This is a genomic window from Rhodopila sp. (assembly GCF_965276935.1).
Classification (GTDB): Bacteria; Pseudomonadota; Alphaproteobacteria; order Acetobacterales; family Acetobacteraceae; genus Rhodopila.
The window spans coordinates 256,714-276,804 of the sequence record NZ_CBDIBS010000002.1; the positions used below are offsets into that span (position 1 = coordinate 256,714).

Annotated in this window: 17 protein-coding genes; 6 read left to right on the forward strand and 11 right to left on the reverse strand. The window is 64.1% G+C overall.

Annotation, left to right across the window (positions count from 1 at the left end; genetic code table 11):
- Positions 1-76: 76 nt before the first annotated feature.
- The 6 genes from ACQY4S_RS04195 to ACQY4S_RS04220 form a co-directional block, all read right to left on the reverse strand.
- Positions 77-859 (reverse strand): hypothetical protein, encoded by a 783-nt coding sequence (locus ACQY4S_RS04195; protein ID WP_428483937.1) that lies wholly within the window; start codon positions 857-859, stop codon positions 77-79.
- Positions 856-1,647 carry an AAA family ATPase gene (locus tag ACQY4S_RS04200; RefSeq protein ID WP_428483938.1) on the reverse strand — a complete coding sequence of 264 codons (792 nt, stop codon included), beginning with the start codon at positions 1,645-1,647 and terminating at the stop codon, positions 856-858. The genes ACQY4S_RS04195 and ACQY4S_RS04200 overlap by 4 nt, the downstream gene beginning before the upstream one ends.
- Positions 1,648-1,957: 310 nt before the next feature.
- A complete protein-coding gene (locus ACQY4S_RS04205) occupies positions 1,958-2,455 on the reverse strand; it encodes a hypothetical protein (RefSeq protein WP_428483939.1) in 498 nt (165 codons plus the stop codon).
- A 170-nt stretch (positions 2,456-2,625) separates the two neighbouring features.
- On the reverse strand, positions 2,626-3,711 hold the full coding sequence (locus tag ACQY4S_RS04210) for an acyl-CoA dehydrogenase family protein (RefSeq protein ID WP_428483940.1): 1,086 nt from the start codon (positions 3,709-3,711) through the stop codon (positions 2,626-2,628).
- Between the two features lie 14 nt (positions 3,712-3,725).
- Complete coding sequence (locus tag ACQY4S_RS04215; protein WP_428483941.1) at positions 3,726-4,874, reverse strand: acyl-CoA dehydrogenase family protein; 1,149 nt, start codon at positions 4,872-4,874, stop codon at positions 3,726-3,728.
- A gap of 70 nt (positions 4,875-4,944) precedes the next feature.
- Positions 4,945-5,550, reverse strand: coding sequence for a 2-hydroxychromene-2-carboxylate isomerase (locus ACQY4S_RS04220; protein WP_428483942.1), 606 nt, complete (start codon positions 5,548-5,550; stop codon positions 4,945-4,947).
- A 102-nt stretch (positions 5,551-5,652) separates the two neighbouring features.
- On the opposite strand from ACQY4S_RS04220, the gene ACQY4S_RS04225 reads away from it, so the two are divergent.
- The 4 genes from ACQY4S_RS04225 to ACQY4S_RS04240 all read left to right on the forward strand — a co-directional run bounded on the left by ACQY4S_RS04225 (position 5,653) and on the right by ACQY4S_RS04240 (position 10,230).
- On the forward strand, positions 5,653-6,504 hold the full coding sequence (locus ACQY4S_RS04225; RefSeq protein WP_428483943.1) for an MBL fold metallo-hydrolase: 852 nt from the start codon (positions 5,653-5,655) through the stop codon (positions 6,502-6,504).
- An 18-nt stretch (positions 6,505-6,522) separates the two neighbouring features.
- On the forward strand, positions 6,523-7,677 hold the full coding sequence (locus ACQY4S_RS04230) for an LLM class flavin-dependent oxidoreductase (protein ID WP_428483944.1): 1,155 nt from the start codon (positions 6,523-6,525) through the stop codon (positions 7,675-7,677).
- 287 nt (positions 7,678-7,964) lie between these two features.
- On the forward strand, positions 7,965-9,407 hold the full coding sequence (locus tag ACQY4S_RS04235) for a trypsin-like peptidase domain-containing protein (protein ID WP_428483945.1): 1,443 nt from the start codon (positions 7,965-7,967) through the stop codon (positions 9,405-9,407).
- Between the two features lie 193 nt (positions 9,408-9,600).
- A complete protein-coding gene (locus ACQY4S_RS04240; RefSeq protein ID WP_428483946.1) occupies positions 9,601-10,230 on the forward strand; it encodes a glutathione S-transferase family protein in 630 nt (209 codons plus the stop codon).
- 96 nt (positions 10,231-10,326) lie between these two features.
- Here ACQY4S_RS04240 and ACQY4S_RS04245 read toward each other — a convergent pair whose 3' ends face one another.
- The 5 genes from ACQY4S_RS04245 to zapE all read right to left on the reverse strand — a co-directional run bounded on the left by ACQY4S_RS04245 (position 10,327) and on the right by zapE (position 17,457).
- Entirely contained in the window at positions 10,327-12,534 is a 2,208-nt protein-coding gene (locus tag ACQY4S_RS04245; RefSeq protein WP_428483947.1) for a hypothetical protein, read from the reverse strand.
- Between the two features lie 519 nt (positions 12,535-13,053).
- Positions 13,054-13,929 (reverse strand): succinate--CoA ligase subunit alpha, encoded by an 876-nt coding sequence (sucD, locus tag ACQY4S_RS04250; protein WP_428483948.1) that lies wholly within the window; start codon positions 13,927-13,929, stop codon positions 13,054-13,056.
- Positions 13,930-15,126 (reverse strand): ADP-forming succinate--CoA ligase subunit beta, encoded by a 1,197-nt coding sequence (gene sucC, locus ACQY4S_RS04255; RefSeq protein WP_428483949.1) that lies wholly within the window; start codon positions 15,124-15,126, stop codon positions 13,930-13,932.
- 10 nt (positions 15,127-15,136) lie between these two features.
- On the reverse strand, positions 15,137-16,090 hold the full coding sequence (gene mdh, locus ACQY4S_RS04260; protein WP_428483950.1) for a malate dehydrogenase: 954 nt from the start codon (positions 16,088-16,090) through the stop codon (positions 15,137-15,139).
- Between the two features lie 209 nt (positions 16,091-16,299).
- The gene (gene zapE, locus ACQY4S_RS04265) at positions 16,300-17,457 is read right to left on the reverse strand and encodes a cell division protein ZapE (RefSeq protein ID WP_428483951.1); all 1,158 of its coding nucleotides are present in this window, start codon (positions 17,455-17,457) and stop codon (positions 16,300-16,302) included.
- Positions 17,458-17,514: 57 nt separating this feature from the next.
- On the opposite strand from zapE, the gene ACQY4S_RS04270 reads away from it, so the two are divergent.
- Both ACQY4S_RS04270 and ACQY4S_RS04275 read left to right on the forward strand, forming a co-directional pair.
- Positions 17,515-19,347: an inositol monophosphatase family protein gene (locus tag ACQY4S_RS04270; RefSeq protein WP_428483952.1), complete on the forward strand. Its 1,833-nt coding sequence runs from the start codon at positions 17,515-17,517 to the stop codon at positions 19,345-19,347.
- 101 nt (positions 19,348-19,448) lie between these two features.
- Positions 19,449-20,081, forward strand: a complete 633-nt coding sequence (locus ACQY4S_RS04275) for a 2OG-Fe(II) oxygenase (protein ID WP_428483953.1) — start codon at positions 19,449-19,451, stop codon at positions 20,079-20,081.
- Positions 20,082-20,091: the final 10 nt, after the last annotated feature.

Sequence of the window (20,091 nt, forward strand, 5' to 3'; positions counted from 1 at the left end):
GACTTGTGTCGGCATGGAAACTTGACGCTCGGCGTACGCGGTCGCGCGTTGACCAAGTGTTGGTTTACGCGCGACGCTATCGAACCAGTTCGTCAGGCCGGGCCGGCTCAAGCGCCTTACCTCCAGGGTGTACGACCAGGAGCGTCATTCGACCTGGTCCGATGACCTTCAGACCGTGCCAACATCCGAAACCCCAAGCGATAGGATATAGGCCAGGACGCAACACAAATGATGCAGCGTCATAATCCTTGGAAACCGCGTTGCTGACGTTAACGGTCACGTTTGAGATGATCCGGTTCTTGCCAAAACCCAGTCGCACAATGCAGTTTGCAGTCGGAGCAAATACGCGTTCGAAGCGAGCAGACAAGGTATAGGTCCCACCGTCCTTCACGATGAAAAATCCGGTGCCGACGGCAACATAAAGCGGCTCCTTCGACCGCGCGGCCAGAATCTGCTCCATATCAATGGTTGCGCCGGTAATATTGAACGTCGCGACCGAGGTGGTTTTGACGTCCACATTCATGGTTGGGCTCACAGTAATCGGGCGGATCGCCACATTCCAGCCGGGTTCAATGCCTTCCAGCGAACCATCCGCGGCGAACGCTGGAAGAGGCCTTGCGGGCTCAAGGACGGCTGCCTGGTCAGTGCCGGTCTGCCACATTGCGCGGTGCGGGGCCGTTGCCCAGGACGGCGGCTGGTAGGTGAATTGCTTTACGGCCGTAAAAGAACCCCATATTACAGCGGCAATACTCAATCCGAGACATGGAGCGGGACCAAGCAACAGGGCAATCCTGTAGTTGCCGTCCTGCTGCCACAGCCGCCGGTGGATGAACCCCAGTTTGCCGATGAAACGCTTCATGCCATTGCAGCCTTGGCCGCGATGATGTCAGCCACTGTTAGCGTATTCAGATCAACCGAACCCGCGCCGAGCATCGGGGCGATCCGCGTTGCCTGGGCTTCGCGTGTCCGTTCCAGAAGTGTCCGCGCGGTGCGCGCGTTGCCAAAATCCAAACCGGTAGTTGCCAGCTTGAAGAAGTCCTGCAGCAGCGGATTGGCCGCAGTGTCCAGGAGCAGGCCATCGCGGCGTGCCGTTGTATGAAAGATCTCAACAAGTTCCTCAGGCTTGTAACTGTCGAACAGAATCGTCTTGGTGAACCGCGATGGCAGGCCGGGATTGGCCAGCAGGAACTGCTGCATGTGACCAGGATAGCCGGCGACGATAACGACCAAACGATCGCGCTTGTCCTCCATCTCCTTCAGCAAGGTGTTGATGGCCTCCGCGCCAAACGAATCGGTTTCGCCGGGTGCTCGTCCGACAAGCGCGTAGGCCTCATCAATAAACAGGATGCCGTCCAGCGCCCGGGTAATCGTGTCCTGGGTTTTCAACGCGGTCTGTCCGACATAGCCGGCGACGAGTCCGGCACGGTCGGTCTCAACAAGATGGCCTTTTTCCAGCACCCCAAGATCGCGCAGAATCGACCCGTACAGGCGGGCAACGACTGTCTTGCCGACACCGGGTGGCCCGGCGAACACCATATGGAGGGAGACTGGCGCCACCGACAGTCCCTGATCGCGCCGGGCGGCCTCCACCCTCAGGCGCTGTATCAGCGTGCTGATCTCGGCCTTGACGGAGCTCAGGCCAGTCATGGACTGGAGTTCGTCGAGCGCCGCAATCCGTGGCGTGCCATCCGCCGCAGGCACAAGCCGACTATGAGTTTGAATGCGGTAGCCAGCAGTGCTTCGGTCTGAGACGACCTGCGGCCAGAGCCGGAACAGGCAACTGACGTAATATGATGTCGCCAAAGTAACCATAGTGAGGACGACCACGTACCCTAGCCACGATGGCACCGAGGGCGTGATCTTGAATGTCGACAGGATGGCAAGACCAGTCATTATAACCATCGACAGTCCGATGATCGGGCTGGGGCCAAGTTGAGCCTTGAGCCAGGCGGCGATCTTAGCCATTGGGTTTCATACAACGCCCAGTGGAAGGCCATGTTACGGCATGCGTCATGCTGCCTGCTTCGCGGGAAACATGCCATGCCGGCCGCAGCCCGATGACAGCGTCACCGCCGGTGTGGAAAATCGTCAGACTTCCCCGCCCGGCCTCATACGGTGCCGGATAAGGAACGGCGATCCGAACGGGCCGGTCAGACAAACTGAACTCTGGCGAAATATAGCTGCCGGATTTCAAGCGTATCTTGGTTGGCACCTGGCCGGCTGGAGCCGATACCGCCACCCAGGCCAAAGGTCGGGAACAGGCGTCCGCCCTTTCCCTGAACTGCGCCTGAAAAGCAGGAGATCCGTCCAGGGTTGCAAGGGCACCCGTGGTCTCGCTGTCGTTGACCAATGCCAGTTCGCTACTGGTGCCACCGGCGGCATTGTCAACGACAGAACTGGAGCCAGCATCGGACATAAGCCAGAGTATGCAGAGCGCGGCGGAAACAACGGTCATTAGAATAGCAGGGACAGCACCGGGCAGACCCCTGTCAGCGTCCGGGCGGTCGCCCGTGGATGTGGCCGACCCGACACTGGGATACGTTGCATATCTCGTCATACGGCTAGAATTTACTCAATCGAAAGTCCGCGCCGATGTTCGGCCAGGAGGTGTGTCGTGGTTTATCATTACGCGACTTCCGTTAGCAACGACCAAAGTCCATCCACCCCATTTGCGCAAGCATACGACCCAACCCTCGCCGCCCATTCTGGATCCGATCCGAACTCCTCCCGCCACGACCACAGCCGCCGGGTCGATAGCTGCAGCGCGTACTCCTTGGTGAAGCCGATCGCGCCATGCACCTGATGGGCGATCTCGCACGCCAGCGTCGCCGCCTCCCCCACACGGGTCTTGGCGATCGCGATCAGGAAGGCTTCGCGGTCGGGATCGCGCTTGCCCAGCGCCTCGATGCCCAAATTGGCCGCGGCCACCGCCGCCGCCGTCTGGCCCGCCAGCACCGCGAGGTTCTGCTGCACCGCCTGGAACTTGGAGATTGGCCGGCCGAACTGCACCCGTTCCTGCGCGTAGCCGACCGCAAGGTCCATCGCCCGTTCCAGCGCCCCCGACATCATCGTCGCCCTGGCCAGCGCGCCTCTCCGATAAAGTGCGTCACGTGAGACACCGCCGCCGAGGGCGCCGACCGCGTCAGCGGAGAAACGAACGCCGTTGAACCTCAGGGTATCCCGAGCCTCATTGGCGATGTTCTTCCCCGGCGAAACGTCGGCATCCGCTGTGCCTTCGAGAGCGACGGCCATCTCCCCATCCGGCCCATCGACGATCAGCACGGTCTTTGCCACGTGCGACGCGTACGGCAGCCGGCTCGCCACGCCGGACAGCCGCCAGCCATTGCCATCGCGTACTACCGTCAGCCGATCAGAGGCGAGCACAGGACCGACGGTCATCGGTCCTTCGGATACCTCCAGGCCAGCACTGCCAGCAACCCAGGCGGCCAGCATCGTCTCGGCCAGCGGCAGCGGCACGGAGTATCGCCCGGCTACCCGCAGCACGGCGAACAGGTCCGACCATTCGGCGTCCGCCCCGCCGGCGGACTCCGGCAGCGCGGCCAGCGGCACGCCGGTCTCGGCCACCGCCTGCCACAGATCGGCCGCGAACCCGCCGGTCTCGGCGCGATCGATGACTGCCTTAGTGGATTTGTCCTCGAACAGCCGGGTCATGCTTTCCAGCAGCATCCGGGTCTCGTCACGAATCGCCACGTCCGAAACTCCCTTCAGCGCAGACCAAGGCCGCGCGCGATGATGCCGCGCAGGATCTCCCGCGTGCCACCCTGGATGGACAGGCGTGGCGCATTCATCGTGCTGCGCGCGATCATCGAGACATAGGTCTCCATCGCCTCCAGCTCTGGTTCGGCGGGAAACAACTGACGGGCGGCGACGGGGATGTCCTGCTCGTAGCGCGTGCCCAGATCCTTCACGACGGCGGATTCCGTGTTCGGCTGCAAGCCCTCGTGCAGCATTCCGGCGATCGACAGCGACATGCCGCGCAAGGTCGCCAGTTGCGCGATCAGCTTGCCCAGCGCGGCGGCGGTGGCCCTGTCCGGGGTCGGGCCGGCCATGCGCACCATTTCCCGCAGCATCTGGAAAAACACCAGGAAGCGATCCGGCGCGCTGCGCTCGAAGGCCAGCTCGCTGGTCACCTGGTTCCAGCCGTTGCCCTCCTGGCCCAGCAGGCGATCGTCAGGGACGATCACGTCCGTCAGGAAGATTTCGTTGAAATGATGCTCGCCCAGCAGGTCCAGCACCGGCCTGATCTCAATGCCGGGCAACTTCAGGTCCAGCAGGAACTGAGTGGCGCCGGCATGGCGATCCGGCTCCTGCTTGCCGTCGCCTGCCATCTTGCAGAACAGGATGGCGTAGTCGGCGCGATGCGCGTTCGAGGTCCACAGCTTGCTGCCGTTGATCTTGTAGCCGCCATCGACCTTGACAGCGCGGGTCCGGGTCGCCGCCAAATCGGAGCCGGAGTTCGGCTCACTCATGCCGATGCAGAAGGTCAGTTCCCCGGCGGCGATCCTTGGGCAGAAGAACTGCTTCTGCGCCTTCGTGCCAAACCGCAGGATGTTCGGGCCGCTCTGCCGATCGCCTGTATAATGAGCGGACAAAGGGGCACCGGCCGCCAGCATTTCCTCGATGACGACATAGCGCTCGAACGCGCTGCGCTCGTGGCCGCCGTATTGTTTCGGCCATGTCATCCCAATCCAGCCGCGCCGAGCCATCGCTCGGCTGAAATCGCGGTTAAATTCGGACCGGGTGAAACCCATCAGATGCTGGTGTTCCTGGATGAAATCCCTCACCTCAGTGCGGATCGCCAGCGCCTCGGGCGGCAGATCCACGGGATCAAAACGGAACATCGGCGTTGCCATGATATTTCCTACAAGTTGGTGTTGCCGGTTTTCCGCACGTGGCGCTGCGCCAGCCGGATGAAGGCGCCCATCATCCTTGCGCCAGCCGACGCTCCACAAACGCCAGCCGATCCTGACCCCAGAAGATTTCCCCGGCGATCACGTAGCTCGGCGCGCCGAACACGCCGTGATCCAGCGCCACCTGCGTATCGGCGAGACGCCGCTCTGCCCAACCCGGTTCGGCGCCAAGTTTCAAGACCTGTTCGGGATCCAGCCCAATGTCGGAGATCAATTCAGTCAGCGTGGCGGGGTCAGCGGGGTTCTTCTCCTCCTGCCACAGCGCCTTCAGCACGCGATGCGCCAGCTTGATCGCCGGCTGGTCGCCCACCGTCTCCCGTAGCGCGATCACGCAGCCGGCGGTCAGCGTTTCGCTGGCAGGGAAGAACTTCGGCTCGACATGGATCGGGATACCCAGGTGATCGCGCCAGCGTGGCAGCTCCATCAGCCGATAGGCCTGCCGCTGCGGCGCCCGCTTCGGCAGCGGCAGCCCACCGGACTGCGAAAAAATGGCGCCGAAATCCACCGGAAAGATGCGCAGGGTGGCGTTGTTGGCCATTGCCATCGCCTCGATCCGCGCCGCGCCCAGATGGGTCCATGGCGAATTCAATGAGGCGTAGTAGTCGATGTGCGGGGCCATGTGTTTCCTCCTGGCGCGTTGGCGGCGATCCTGATGGAGCGTGTCGATTGGCACAAGTTGCGCGAACCGGGATAGAGTGGCGCCAGGACGGGAGCAGACCTCATGAAATGGACGATCGGCGACGTCACAGTGACAAAGATCGTCGAGCTGGAGATGACCGGTGGCAGCCGCTTCTTGCTGCCCCAGGCGACGCCGGAGGCAATTCTGCCGATCGCCTGGCTGCGCCCGCACTTCGCCGATGAAGCCGGGAAGCTGCGCATGAGCATCCACAGCTTCGTCGTGCAGACGCCGACACGGTCGATCATCGTCGATACCTGTCTGGGCAATGCCAAACAGAACCGTCGCATCCCGCACTGGAATGACCGGGACGGACCGTTTCTGGCCGACCTGACGGCAGCCGGCTTTCCGCCCGAGTCGATCGACACCGTGCTGTGCACGCATCTGCACGTCGACCACGTCGGCTGGAACACCATGATGGTCGATGGGCGCTGGGTGCCGACCTTCCCACGGGCCCGCTACCTGATGGGCCGCAGCGAATACGAACATTGGCACACGATTCAGGATCGCCCCGACATGGCCCACATCATGGCCGACTCCGTTACCCCGATCATCGAGGCCGGACTGGCGACCATGGTCGAGACCACCGAGCAGGTCTGCGACGAGATCCGCCTCGTCCCGACGGTCGGGCACACGCCCGGCCATGTCAGCGTGATGATTCAATCGAACGGCGAACAGGCACTGATAACCGGCGACTTCATGCATCATCCCTGCCAGATCGCGCGCCCGGACTGGAGCACCCTGGCCGACAGCGATCCGCTTCAGGGTGTCGAAACTCGGCGGGTCATGTTCGACGGCCTGGCCGACACGCCGGTCCTGGTGATCGGTACGCACTTCGCCGGCGCGACCGCCGGCCGGATTGTCCGCGACGGCGACAGCTACAGACTTGATGTCTGAACCACAGGAGACGCGTCCATGACCTATTTGCGCAGCGGCATCTTTCTCGCGCCGTTCCATGACATGACGGAAAACCCCATCCTGGCGCTGGAGCGCGACATGGAGCTGCTCCAGCACCTGGACAGGCTGAACTACCATGAGGCCTGGATCGGCGAGCATCACTCCGGCGGCTTCGAGATCATCGCCAGTCCAGAGGTATTCATCGCCGCGGCGGCGGAGCGGACCCGGCATATTCGCCTCGGCACCGGGGTCGTCTCGCTGCCGTATCACAACCCGTTTATGCTGGCGGACCGCATGGTGCAGCTCGACTACCAGACCCGCGGCCGGGCGATGATGGGGGTTGGTCCAGGCTCGCTGGTGCATGACGCCAAGAAGATCGGCATCGATCCGGCCGACCAGCGCCGCCGGATGAACGAGTCGCTGGACGTCATTATCGAACTGATGCGCGGCGACAGCGTCACCCGCAAATCCGACTGGTTCGACCTGACTGACGCCCGTTTGCAATTGCCGCCCTATACCCGCCCGCGCATGGAGATGGCGGTGGCGGCCTCACGCTCCCCGGCCGGCGCGCTGGCGGCGGGGCGGCATGGGATCGGCATGCTGTCGATCGGCGGCACCAGCGATGACGCGATGAAGCACCACGCCAGGAACTGGGACCTGTACGCCGAACAGGCGACGCTGAACGGGCATGTGCCGGATCGCAGGAACTGGCGGCTGGTCACGCTGATGCACATCGCCGAGACGCGGGAAAAGGCGCGCGAGAACGTCCGCCACGGCCTGGACCGGTTTTGCGACTATTTCCAGGACGTTGCCACCTTCCCGATCGTACCGTCCGACATCACCGACCGCTACCAGTACATGGTCGACAGCGGCGCCGCCTGCATCGGCACCCCGGACGACGCGATCGCTTTCATCAACCGCTTGCAGAAAGGCTCCGGCGGCTTTGGCGCGATCATGGAACTGGCACAGAACTGGGCCGACTGGGCGCAGACGAAGCGGCATTACGAGCTGATGGCCCGCTATGTCCATCCGCATTTCCAGGCATCGCGCGAATGGCGGATCGAAAGCTACGACCACGCCCGGGACCACCATGCGGAATATATCGGGCAGTCCAGCGCCGCTGTGCAGGCGGAGATCGACCGGCTGGCGGCGAAGCGGGCGGCGGCGGAGTAACGCCGCCGTTGGTAGTTAAGCAGGGTTTCCTTTAGGTACGGTTGTTCGAGGAACTGCCTTATTGAATCCGGCGTTGCCATTTCGTATCAAACGGACGGCAAACGCGGCAGCCCGGCCTCTGGACGACTTGACACGCGAATTTGTAGCCGCCCTACTTAGTCACTGGTGCTCTTTGTTTTCAGTAGCCTGCTAATCCCCTACAGCCGCCGCATAACGCGACGAACTTCGGGGCCTGGACACCAAGCTTCATTTATCTCGAAGGGGCGTGCCGTCAGCGCACGATGACGATGGACCGTTGCCAGGCGCCGCCGCGCCACCGCTTCCTGACCGCCGCGATCATGATCGTGCTGGCCGTGTCCGGCGCAGGTCCCGCACTTGCCGATGATGTCAGCGCCAGCAGATCCGAAATCATCCGTGGCCTGTTGCCGACGGTGGTCAACATCTCCGTCAGAAAGCCAGACGCAGTAAGCGTTCCCACCTCCGCGCCCACCGTGGACGCGGCGATACCCGAGCCTACCGCCAGTTCGAACCTGAAGACCTACATTGGTTCGGGCTTTGTCATTGATCCTTCCGGGTTGATCGTGACCAACTACCATGTGGTGCAGGACAGCGTTGAAATCACGGTCGTCTTCTCCGACGGCGCACGCCTGGCTGGAAGGATAACGGGCGCGTCACGCCTCGCGGATCTGGCGCTTGTAAAGGTGGCAGCGAATCATTCCTTGGCTGCGGCGCACTGGGGCGACAGCGACAGGTTACAGGTCGGCGATCAGGTGCTTGCCGCGGGCGATCCATTTGGCATCGGCCTATCGGTGTCCGCCGGCATCGTCAGCGGGCTCAATCGCGATATTCAAGATTCACCCTACGACGACTTCATACAGACTGATGCCACGATCAATCACGGCAACTCCGGCGGCCCGCTGTTCGACATGCAGGGCAATGTGATCGGAGTGGACTCGGACATCATCTCGCCCACCTCCGGGTCATCCGGTGTCGGCTTCGCGATACCGTCGCGCAACGCACGCTTCGTGGTCGACCGGCTGCGGAAGTACGGCTGGGTTCGTCCCGGCTGGATTGGCGTGAAGGTGCAGACGATAACGCCGGAAATGGCCGAGGCCATGGGCATGGCGCAACCGGAAGGTTCGCTTGTTGCCTGGGTGCTGCCGGATGGGCCGGCGAAGAAGGCCGGCCTTGCAATCGGCGACGTGATCTTGCGCTATGACGGCAGCACGCCAAGCGACGACCGCGCGCTGCTGCGTGACATCGTCACAACGACAGTGGGCGATACGGCAACGCTGTTGGTGCGACACGACGGAGAGGAACACAACGTTTCGATTGTCGTCGATGCCTGGCCGCGTGACCAATGGGATGCCCAGGATGCGCCCATGCTCGCGCAGCGCCCAAAGATCATTATTCCGCCCAATCTCGGCCTGTCGTTGTCGGCGCTGACATCCGATGCCGCGGCGAAGTTGGGACTGGAGAACGGCCTCAAGGGCGTGCTGGTGTCGGATGTTGCCGCCAATTCCGATCCGGCGCATCGAGGCATGGTCAGTGGCGACGTCATCCTGCGCGTGCAGGATCAACCGGTTGCCACGCCAGCCGAGGCACAGTCCCGTATTGAAGCAGCCCGCGCCAGCAAACGCGCATTTGTGCTAATGCTCGTCCTGCCAAAGGTGCGTAACGTAAAAGGCCCGAAATGGGTGGCAGTGCAAACCGGTGCAGCAGGCGGCTGACGCCGGGCCGGCCACTCAGGGCGGAACTGGGCTCGGTAATGGGATAACGACGCTGGGTCGAGAGACTTGGTCCAGATCGACTTCGTGCATGGCACAAGCCGGTGCCGTTGACTTCAATCCCGTTCATGGCGAACCTCGGCTTGCTGTATTGGCGCCGCGGAAAAGTCGCGCCGAAGACCCTAAAGGCGCGCGCATGACCAATCCCATGATCCTGCATTGGTCCCCTCGGTCACCGTATGTGCGCAAGGTGATGATTGCCATCGCGGAAATGGGGCTGCAGGACCGTATCCAGACGACACGCACCATTGCCGGCGGCACGACACCGCACCGGGCGCTGATGAAGCTCAACCCTGTCGGAAAGATCCCCACCCTGGAACTGCCGGATGGCACCGTCGTCTACGACTCGCCCGTCATCATCGAATACCTGGACACGCTGCATGACGGTCCGAAACTCTATCCCGCGGCTTGGCCGGAGCGTCTGACCGCCCTGCGCCGCCACGCGCTGGGTCAGGGAATGCTGGACAACGCCCTGCCTCTGCTAGCCGAAGGTTTTCGGCCGCCGGAACGCCAGAGCGAGCCGCACAAGGCGCTGTGGCGTTCGAAGCTGGTGGCCTGTGTCGATGCGCTCGAAGGCGAAGCCGAAGCGCTCGGGAGAGGCGGCTTCACCGTAGGGCATTTGGCTATTGGAGTGGCGCTGGCCTATCTGGACTTCCGCTTCGCCGACCTGGCCTGGCGCAACGGACACCCAACGCTCGCCACTTGGCATGAATCCTTCAATGCTCGGCCATCCGTACAGGCGAACATGCCGGTGGATGACCGATAGGCTCTTTCCGATCGAGCGGATCAGATCATCGAGGCAAGACGCGGCGGCCGGAGCTGAACCTGCCGCTTCATAAAGATCGTCGTCAGGCCGCAGACGCTACGGCGTGTCGCTCAATTGCACGCCCGATGCGGTCGCCATTGGTATGTGAACAGGTATGTTGAAGCGCCATGGCGTGGTAATGTAGTCGAGCGGAGTTGTGGAGCCGAGTGCTGCCGCACTGGCGACAAACGCCGCCTCAACCCCAGGGGCGGTGCCCAGATCGGCGGCGATGTTCCATCCTAGCGGCGGCGTTACCTCGGAAAAGTTGTCGGTGACCGAGTTGCCGCGACCCATTGTCGCAGTGCCATACGGATAGAACAGCCGGCAGGACGCGCTGGGGTTGACCAGCGCCTGGGACAGCGTGATCTGCACCTGGGTCGTATTCAGCCGTACGCAGGCGGTCGCCGTGACAATCGTGCCGGGCGAGGCGACCGAACCGCCGTCCATCACCGCCCATCCGGCGCCAACCGCGGCCAATGTAGCCGGAACGATCAGATCGGTGCCGCTGTCGTGATGCACCGTGATGATCAGGCTGGTATTGGACTGGCGGTAGACATGGATGACCATTGGCCCACCCGCCGCGGGAATGCCTGCCGGGATGGCGGTGATCGTGTCGCCGCCTTCGGACGCGAGGATCGCGCGCGCCACCAGTGGCGCCGCCAGCATGCCGAAGCGCTGATTGTCCGGCAGATCGCGATGTGAATTGTCGCCACCGCTCCAGATCCCTTTGACCGGGTCATAGACCAGCGGCGCCCCCCCTATGCAGCGCGGCAGGCTGTCGGACGTCTGCGGCAAAACCACCGTCACGTTCTGCGTTGGATCAGCCGCCATGTCGGCCACCACCTCCCGCTGCATCTGCGTGCCTGGATCATTGTTGTTCCAAGGAAAAGGAATCGCCGACCACCAGACCTGCGGCAGGCTTGCAGGCGAGCGGGACAGCATGCCGCGTTCGAGCGACAGAAATTGACGCGCGGCGGCCTCATAAGTCGCCTTCTCGCTGTAGAGGCGGGTACTGTCGTCCTCAGACCACGGCCACAGGATGACGGCAATATCGGCGGCGTCTTCCGCGGCTGTGTCGGATTGGATCCAGGTCTGCACCGCAAGGCCATCAGCCCCAAGATGCCAGGTGGACGGAGTGCTGCCATCGCCGGGATTATTCAGAAACGAGCCGGTCAGGGGAAGGCCACCTGACGTTACCGGATAGATGCCTTCGCCATGAATACAGGTCGCTGCCCGCGAGCTTGTGTCTCCGTAGTTGGCGACCACGCCGAAGCCCAACGCACCGAGATGCCAAGCGACCCCCTGCGCCAGCAGATGCCACGCGCCATCTGTCCAGCCGTTGCCGGCGTTGGACTGGCCGGTGACAAGAACCTGGATGCCCTTGCGCGGACCCAGGATCCAGCGCGTCTCATAGGTCAGGACGGCGGCAATTCCGCCAATGGTCAATGCATTGTTCCAGACGGCCGCTTCGTGAAACCAGCATTCGGCGCCTCCGCCGGCAGTGCCGTCATGCAGGAACAGCAGCGGCGCGGCAGCGGATGGCGCCAACGGATTGGGCGCGGCGGTGGCAACCTGGGTCGCATCCAGCCAGACATCGACGCCCGTGCCGGGCGTGTTGCGCAGGATGACGGCGTGCGAGTGGCGGCGGGTGATGGTCGTGGCCAACACGGTTTGCCGCGGGCCGGGAAACAGCACCAGCCGGCCGCCACTATTGTTGTCGACGGCGAGCACCTGAATGCCGCCAATGCTCAGCAAGGTGCTGGCGGCGGTGGAACTCTGCCGCCAGTTGGGCCGCGACCAGACCAGAAAGACGGTCCAGGCGGCGCCGGCTCCGAGGCTCATCGCGCCGCTCACCAGCCCCTGATCCGGATCCATCAGGGGAAGCTGCTGGCCGGACGCCGGCAAGGTCGGCGGCACGATCATGTTTAGCCCAATACCGCCCAGCAGCCCGTTCAGGCGAGGCGTGGCTGTCGGGTAGCCGGTGCCGCTCGTTGCCGCATGCCACACCGTAAGGGGGGTAGCGGAGCCGGATTTGTCGGCGGCAGACCCAGCCGAGACGCCGAACCTAGTCAACGGCAAGCCTGTTGAATCAAGCACACCGGCGGCAACGCCGGCATCCCACCAGCCGGTCAGACCGCCGGCCGAGGAAAACACCAGCGCCGAACTGCTGCCAGATGCCACGGCAGGCAACGGCCCCGCCAGCATCGGCCGTCCCGGTGCGGCCATGACAACCTTGCCACCCGAGCCGGTCAGAATCACGCTCATGGTGCGGTCTCCACCCGGCCAGTGGCGGAAACGGCAACGATATGGCGACAGACGAGCATCCGGTAGGCCTTCCTTCGACCGAGTACCGGCGGCCCGTGCCGCCAGCGGTGTTCGCCGGACGTTCTAACATTAACTAACGTAATAGGCAAGAATATCTAACAATCGGCACACGCTATCAGCGGAGAGCGCCGTTGCGCACGGGCGGCTCGTACCAGGATGGTCGTGATGACTGCCGCGTGATGTTTAAGATCTGCCGGAGCAACGGCCTGGCGCGCGTGCCAAACCATCATCGCGCCGCCGACATGAACATACGGGAACCTGAGATATCCATTCCGGCATGGGATTGCTCGAAATGAACCACGTCCGCTGTAACGCTGGCGGAAGGCGTCGTGTCGCCGCTTCATTCGAGCATAGAGGACAAGCAAAACCGGACGTCACCGACACCAGGTTCTGGATGATCCTTGCGGTAAAATCGGCTGACCTTGCTCCGGCGTCCGCCGCGGCACTGGAATGCCGGAACTATCCCTTCAACACGTCGACCATCGTGCTGCCCAAGGCCGCCGGGCTCTCGGCGACAAAGATGCCGGCGTTCCGCATCGCCTCCATCTTCGCGGCCGCGGTATCCTTGCCACCACTGATCACCGCCCCGGCATGACCCATCCGCCGGCCAGGGGGCGCCGCTGCCCCGGCGATGAAACCGACCGTCGGCTTCTTCACCTTGTTCTTCGCCAGGAACTCCGCCGCATCTGTCTCGCTGTTGCCGCCGATCTCGCCAATCATGACGATCTGCTTGGTTTCCGGATCAGCAAGGAACATCTCCAGCACCTCGATGAAATCGGTTCCCTTCACCGGATCGCCGCCGATGCCAACGCAACTGCTCTGGCCCAGGCCGGCCGCCGTGGTCTGTGCCACCGCCTCATAGGTCAAGGTGCCGGATCGTGAAACGATCCCGACGCTGCCGCGTCTGTGGATGTGACCGGGCATGATGCCGATCTTGCACGCGTCCGGCGTTATGACCCCAGGACAGTTCGGCCCGATCAGCCGCGACTTCGTTCCGCTCAAGGCGCGCTTCACCCGGACCATGTCCAGCACCGGGATGCCTTCGGTGATGCAGATGATCAGCGGGAGTTCGGCATCGATGGCTTCCAGGATGGCGTCCGCGGCAAACGGCGGCGGCACATAGATGACGCTGGCGGTGGCACCGGTCTTCTCCCGCGCCTCCCAAACCGTGTCGAACACCGGCAGGTTCAGGTGCAGCGTGCCGCCCTTGCCTGGGGTGACGCCGCCCACCATCCGGGTGCCGTAGGCGATCGCCTGCTCGCTGTGGTAGGTGCCCTGCTGCCCGGTGAAACCCTGGCAAATTACGGTGGTGTCGCGGTCGACCAGAACGGACATCTAGGCAGCCTCCCGCACCGCGTTGACGATTTTCTCGGCGGCATCCGCCAGGTTGTCGGCGGCGACGATCGGCAGGTTGGACTTCGCCAGGATCTCCTTGCCCAACTCGACGTTGGTGCCCGCCAGCCGAACCACCAGCGGCACCGAAAGCTGCACCTCGCGCGCGGCTGACACCACGCCATCGGCAATGATGTCGCAGCGCATGATGCCGCCGAAGATGTTCACCAGAATGCCTTCGACATTCGGGTCCGACAGGATGATCTTGAACGCCGCAGTCACGCGTTCCTTGGTCGCGCCACCGCCCACATCCAGGAAGTTGGCCGGTGCCATGCCATACAGCTTGATGATGTCCATCGTCGCCATCGCCAGGCCGGCGCCGTTGACCATGCAGCCGATGTTGCCGTCCAGCGCGACGTAGTTGAGCTCGAACCTGGCGGCTTCCAGTTCCTTGGGATCCTCTTCCGCCTCATCGCGCAGCTTTTCCAGTTCCGGATGGCGGAACAACGCGGAGTCGTCGAAGCTAACTTTCGCATCCAACGCAATGACCTCACCGGCGCCGGTGACGACCAACGGGTTGATCTCGACCACCGCGCAGTCCAGCGAGGTGAACGCCGCGTACATGGCCATCACGAACTTTCCAAAAGCTGCTGCCTGCCTGCCCGACAGGCCGAGCCCCGTTGCCAGCCGACGCCCGTGGAAACCGGAAACGCCTGATACCGGATCGATCCCGACCCGCAATATCTTCTCCGGATGGTTGGCCGCGACCTCCTCGATCTCCATGCCGCCCTCGGTCGAGGCGATCACCGTCACGCGCCCGGAGATCCGATCAACCAGCAACGACAGGTAAAGCTCTCGGGCGATGTCGCAGCCGGCTTCGACATAGACCCGTCGCACCGGACGGCCAGCCTCACCGGTCTGCTTGGTGATCAGGGTGTGGCCGATCATCGCCTCGGCCGCCGCTCGAACCTCAGTCAGGGACCGCGCGATCCGCACGCCGCCCTTGCCTTGCGGATCGTCGGCGAAGTGGCCGGCGCCACGGCCACCCGCATGGATCTGCGATTTGACGACGTAAACCGGCCCTGGAAGCTTGCCCGCCGCCAACACGGCCTCGTCCGGTGTCCAAGCGACGTGGCCGTCCAGAACCATGACGCCGTAGCGCTTGAGCAGGTCCTTGCCCTGGTACTCGTGGATGTTCATCGCGGGTTCCTCAGCCGACCAGCTTGCGGGATGCGTCGATCAGCTCTCGGACAGCGCCGCAGGATTGGTCGAATGCGGTCTTCTCGGCGGCGTTCAGCTCGATCTCGACGATCTTCTCCACGCCATCGGCGCCGATGACGACTGGAACGCCAACATACATGCCGTTGATGCCATACTGGCCGGTCAGGTAGGCGGCGCAGGGCAGCACCCGCTTCTTGTCCTTCAGGTAGGCCTCCGCCATGGCGATGGCCGAGGCCGCCGGAGCGTAGAAAGCACTGCCGCGTTCCAGCAGCTTGACGATCTCGCCGCCGCCATTCGCGGTGCGCGCCACAATCGCGTCGATCTTCTCCTGCGTGCTCCAGCCCATCTTGATCAGGTCTGGCACCGGGATGCCGGCGACGGTGGAATAGCGGGTCAGTGGCACCATCGTGTCGCCATGGCCGCCCAGCACAAAGGCCGTGACGTCCTGCACCGACACGCCGAATTCCTGCGCCAGGAACAACTGGAACCGAGAGCTGTCGAGCACCCCCGCCATGCCGACAACCTTGTTGGCCGGCAGACCTGACTTTTCCTTCATCACCCAGACCATGGCGTCCAGCGGATTGGTGATACAGATGACGAAGGCATTCGGGCAGTGGGTCTTGATGCCCTCGGCAACGGTGGCGATGACGCCGGCGTTCTTGCCGATCAGGTCGTCGCGGGACATGCCGGGGGTGCGAGGGAAGCCGGCGGTGACGATCACCACGTCGGCATCCTTGATCGCCGCATAGTCGGATCCGCCGGACATCGCCACGTCGAACCCGTCCACCGGGCCTGACTGCATGATGTCCAGCGCCTTGCCCGCCGCCACCCCGCCGAACACGTCGAACAGCACGACGTCGCCAAGTTCCTTGAGGCCAATGAGATGGGCAAGCGTGCCGCCGATATTACCGGCGCCGATCAGGGCGATTTTGTTGCGGGCCATGAGCGAGTCCTTCCGAGGGCGCAACCGCCGCACCCAACTGACGTGAACGGGCCTGCCGAACCGGCGGCTGCGATTGGCGCCCGGAAGACGACGCGTTGCTAGCGTATCGCGCGCCACCGGGCAAGACGCTGCGGTGCAGCAGCAAGTGCTGCGCGATCAGGCTTACGCCCGGCGCGGTGCACCGCGCATGAAAGCCGCGACAGCATTCATCATGCCGGATGCGCCAATCCCAGCCAATCCTGGCTCTGCATTTCATCCAACCGAGACGCCGTTCGTTCAAACATCCTGGCGTTCTCGCCGCGCTGATAAAGCTGATCGGGCGTCGCATCGGCGGAAGCAACCAGCTTCACGTGCTGATCGTATAGCGTATCGACCAGCACGATGAATCGCCGAGCCTGATCGTAATTATCGGGTGACAGACGGGGGATGCCGTCCAGCACCAGGGTACGAAAGTTCGTCGCAATAGCCAGGTAGTCGCCGGCGCCAAGGGCGGTGTTGCACAATCGGTCAAAGTTGAATCGTGCGACGCCGTCGGCCGCTTGGGGCACAATCAGTTCGCGGCCCATGACCGTCAGGACAACAGGTTTCACCGCGGCGCCGCCGGTCAGCTTCGCAAACGCCTCATCCAGTTCGTGCCGGGACCGGTCATCCGCCGGCACATGCCATGTGCGCAGACCCCGCATCCGCTCCCGCCGGTAATCCCGGCCACCGGTCATCAACAGCACGTCCACCCGCTGCTTGATCAGCGCGATGAACGGCAGGAACGCATCGCGGCCGGGCTGGCCCTTGAACAGGTCATCGGGCGCGATGTTGGACGTCGCGACCACCACCACGCCGCGATCGAACAGCGCCTGGAACAGCCGCCCCAGGATCATCGCATCGGCGATGTCGTTGACCTGGAATTCATCAAAGCACAGCAACGCTGCCTCGGCGGCAATAGTATCGGCCAGCGGCGGGATCGGGTCGGTGCCATTCGGGTTCGCCCGTTTCCAGGCGTGCAGGCGGCTATGCACGGTCTGCATGAATCGATGAAAATGAATACGCTGCTTGCGGGGGACGTCCGCCACGTCGAAGAACAGATCCATAAGCATGGATTTTCCACGCCCGACCTCACCAACCAGGTACAGGCCGATCGGCATGTATTCCTCGGCATGGCGGCGGTGCAGCAGGCGCGCCAGCAATCCCCCATGCGCCTGCCCCGCCGCCGGCCTGGGGTCATAGCCGCGCAGCCGCTCCCACAAGTCCTGCAGCCGCTCGGCCGCCAACGCCTGCGCCGGGTCGGGCGCAAGGTCGCCCTTGTCGATCAGGGAACGGTAGGCCGGCAGCGGACCGGCTTGTTTCAGAAGGGGCTCTGTCGGATTATCCATGGCGGGCGATCGTGCAGATAGCGTGTCCGGCCGCGAACGCCTAGACTTTCCCGTTCCATGACAACAGCAACCCTGCCTCCTATTCTTCCGGCCGTCATCGACCTGGTCGGACAGGCCGGCGCCTGGCTCGCCGCCGAGTTCAGTCGGCCGGGCGGACCGCGGTTCAGCGACGGCGACACATCACCGATCGACACCGAGATCGAGCTTTTCCTGCGTGCCCGCCTGACGGCGCTGCTGCCCGCCCGCTTCGTGGGCGAGGAAGCCGGCGTGCTGGCCGCCGAGGCGAACGGCTTCTGCTGGGTGGTCGATCCGCATGACGGCACGCGGGCTTTCCTGGAAGGCCGCCGCGGCAGCGCCGTCTCGGTCGGACTGCTGCGCCAGGGCACGCCGGTTCTCGGCGTGGTGTTCGCCCCGCTATCGCCGGATCGTGGCCCAGACCTGATTGCCTGGGCCGAGGGCGGCGGCATCACCCGCAACGGCCAGCCCGTCGAGATCGATCTGCGCACCCGCCGGCTGACCGCGGGCGACGTGGTGTTCCTGAACCACGGCACCTGGCAACGGCCGGTCTGGAACGCCACCGCCTGCGCGCCTGCCCGGTTCATGCCACTGCCTTCGATTGCCTATCGCCTGGCACGGGTGGCGGTCGGCGACGGCCTCGCCACGGTGACGCTGCGGCCGGTCGCTGCCCACGATATCGCTGCTGGCCACGCGCTGTTGACTGCCGCCGGCGGCATTCTGGTCACCGAGGACGGTGTCCCCGTCAGTTACGACCAACATGGCGACAGCCGCCCATCCGCCTGTTTCGGCGGCGCGCCAGATGCCGTGGCCACCTTGCGCACGCGCCCCTGGCGTCGCAGCCCGGAGCCGATGCGTCCAGCCCGGGTCAGCTTGACGTGGCCCCGCCCGCCCGAGGACCAAAGGTTCGACCGCGCCCTCGGCTGCCTGCTGGGAATGGTGATTGGCGACAGCCTGGGAAGTCAGGTGGAATTTCGCACCGCCGACCATATTCGCGCGGACTACCCAAACGGGGTGCGGAATCTGGAACCGAGCCCGGTCTGGAACACGCTGGCCGGCCAGCCGACGGATGACTCGGAACTGGGACTGGCGCTCGCCCGCAGCCTGGTCGGGCATTCGGAATACGGTCCGGAGGCAGCCGCGGCAGCCTATGGCCGGTGGTACCAGTCGGGCCCGTTCGACTGCGGCACAACTACGGCGCGCGCCTTCGCGCCCGCCGCGCAAGCCGACCGGAACAAGGCCCAGGCGGCGCGGCATGCGGCCGATCCGGCCAGCCAGAGCAACGGCTCGCTGATGCGGATCGCCCCGGTCGGCGTTTGGGCAGCCACGCCGGAGCAGGCCGCGCGTGCGGCAATGGCGGATTCCGCACTGTCCCACCCGCATCCGGCTTGCCGCGTCGCCTGCGCGGCCTTCGCCGCCGCGATTGCCGTCGCCATCGCGGGCGCCAGCCGGACCGAGATGGCTGATACCGCCATTCGGACCGCCGAGGCCGCGGACCCAGACGGAGCCAGTGTCCTTTTGGCATTGCGCCATGGCGTGTCCGGCGTCCCTCCAGCCGACTACCAACGCCAGATGGGCTGGGTGCTGATCGCCCTGCAAAACGCCTTTTTCCACCTGAGCGCCGGCACCGGCACCGAGGCGGCACTGATCCAGACGGTCGGATGCGGCGGCGACACCGATACCAATGCCAGCATCGCCGGTGCACTGCTGGGGGCCGTGGACGGCCGCGTGTCGCTGCCGATCCGTTGGGTCATGCCGGTGCTGACCTGCCGTCCTGATCCAGCTCTGCACGCGGAACGGGCCAGGCCTGACGAATACTGGCCGGACGACATCCTCGACCTGACCGAGGCTTTGCTGCTAAGGCGCACACCATAGGAAGTCTGGTTAGCTGGAAACACAGCATGTGCCTCATCGTCGTGCCACGCCACTAACTCAAGGTGCGGCCCAAGACAGCCTGACGCCGCCACGAGGATCCGATGATTGAGCTGGACTACCCAAAGCTGCTCGCGACTCCAGTCTCGGCCGATCCGTTTTCCCATGTCGTCGTGCCCGACTTCGTCCCGCCTGCTGCTCTGGATAGCGTGCTGGCGGACCTGCCGGCGCTCGGCAAACGAGGTTCCTTTCCCGTTGATTCCGTTCGACTGGGCCGCAACGCGGTTGCGCTGATGCAGGCGATGGAAGGCCTGGTCCTGCGTCAGGCGATCGAACGCAAGTTCGGCCTGGACCTGACCGATGCCCCCACCATGGTGACGCTACGCGGCTGGACCAGCGACCGGGACGGCCGTATTCACTGCGATTCGTTGGCCAAGCGGGTGACGGTGCTGCTGTATCTGAACCGGCAGACCGATGCCTTCACTCGCCAGGAAGGTTGCCTGCGTCTGCTGCGTGGCCCGCGGAACCTGGAGGATTTCGCCGTCGAGGTTCCACCGGTCAATGGCACGCTGCTGGTGTTCCCCAACGGTCCTGCTACCTGGCACGGTCACCGTACGTTCGTCGGGTCGCGCTACAGTGTCCAACTCAACTACATGACCACCGACGACAAGGCGCGCAGCGAGTTGCGCCGCCACCGGTTCTCGGCCTTCATGAAGCGGCTGACCCAGGCCGCTTGATCGCCGCACC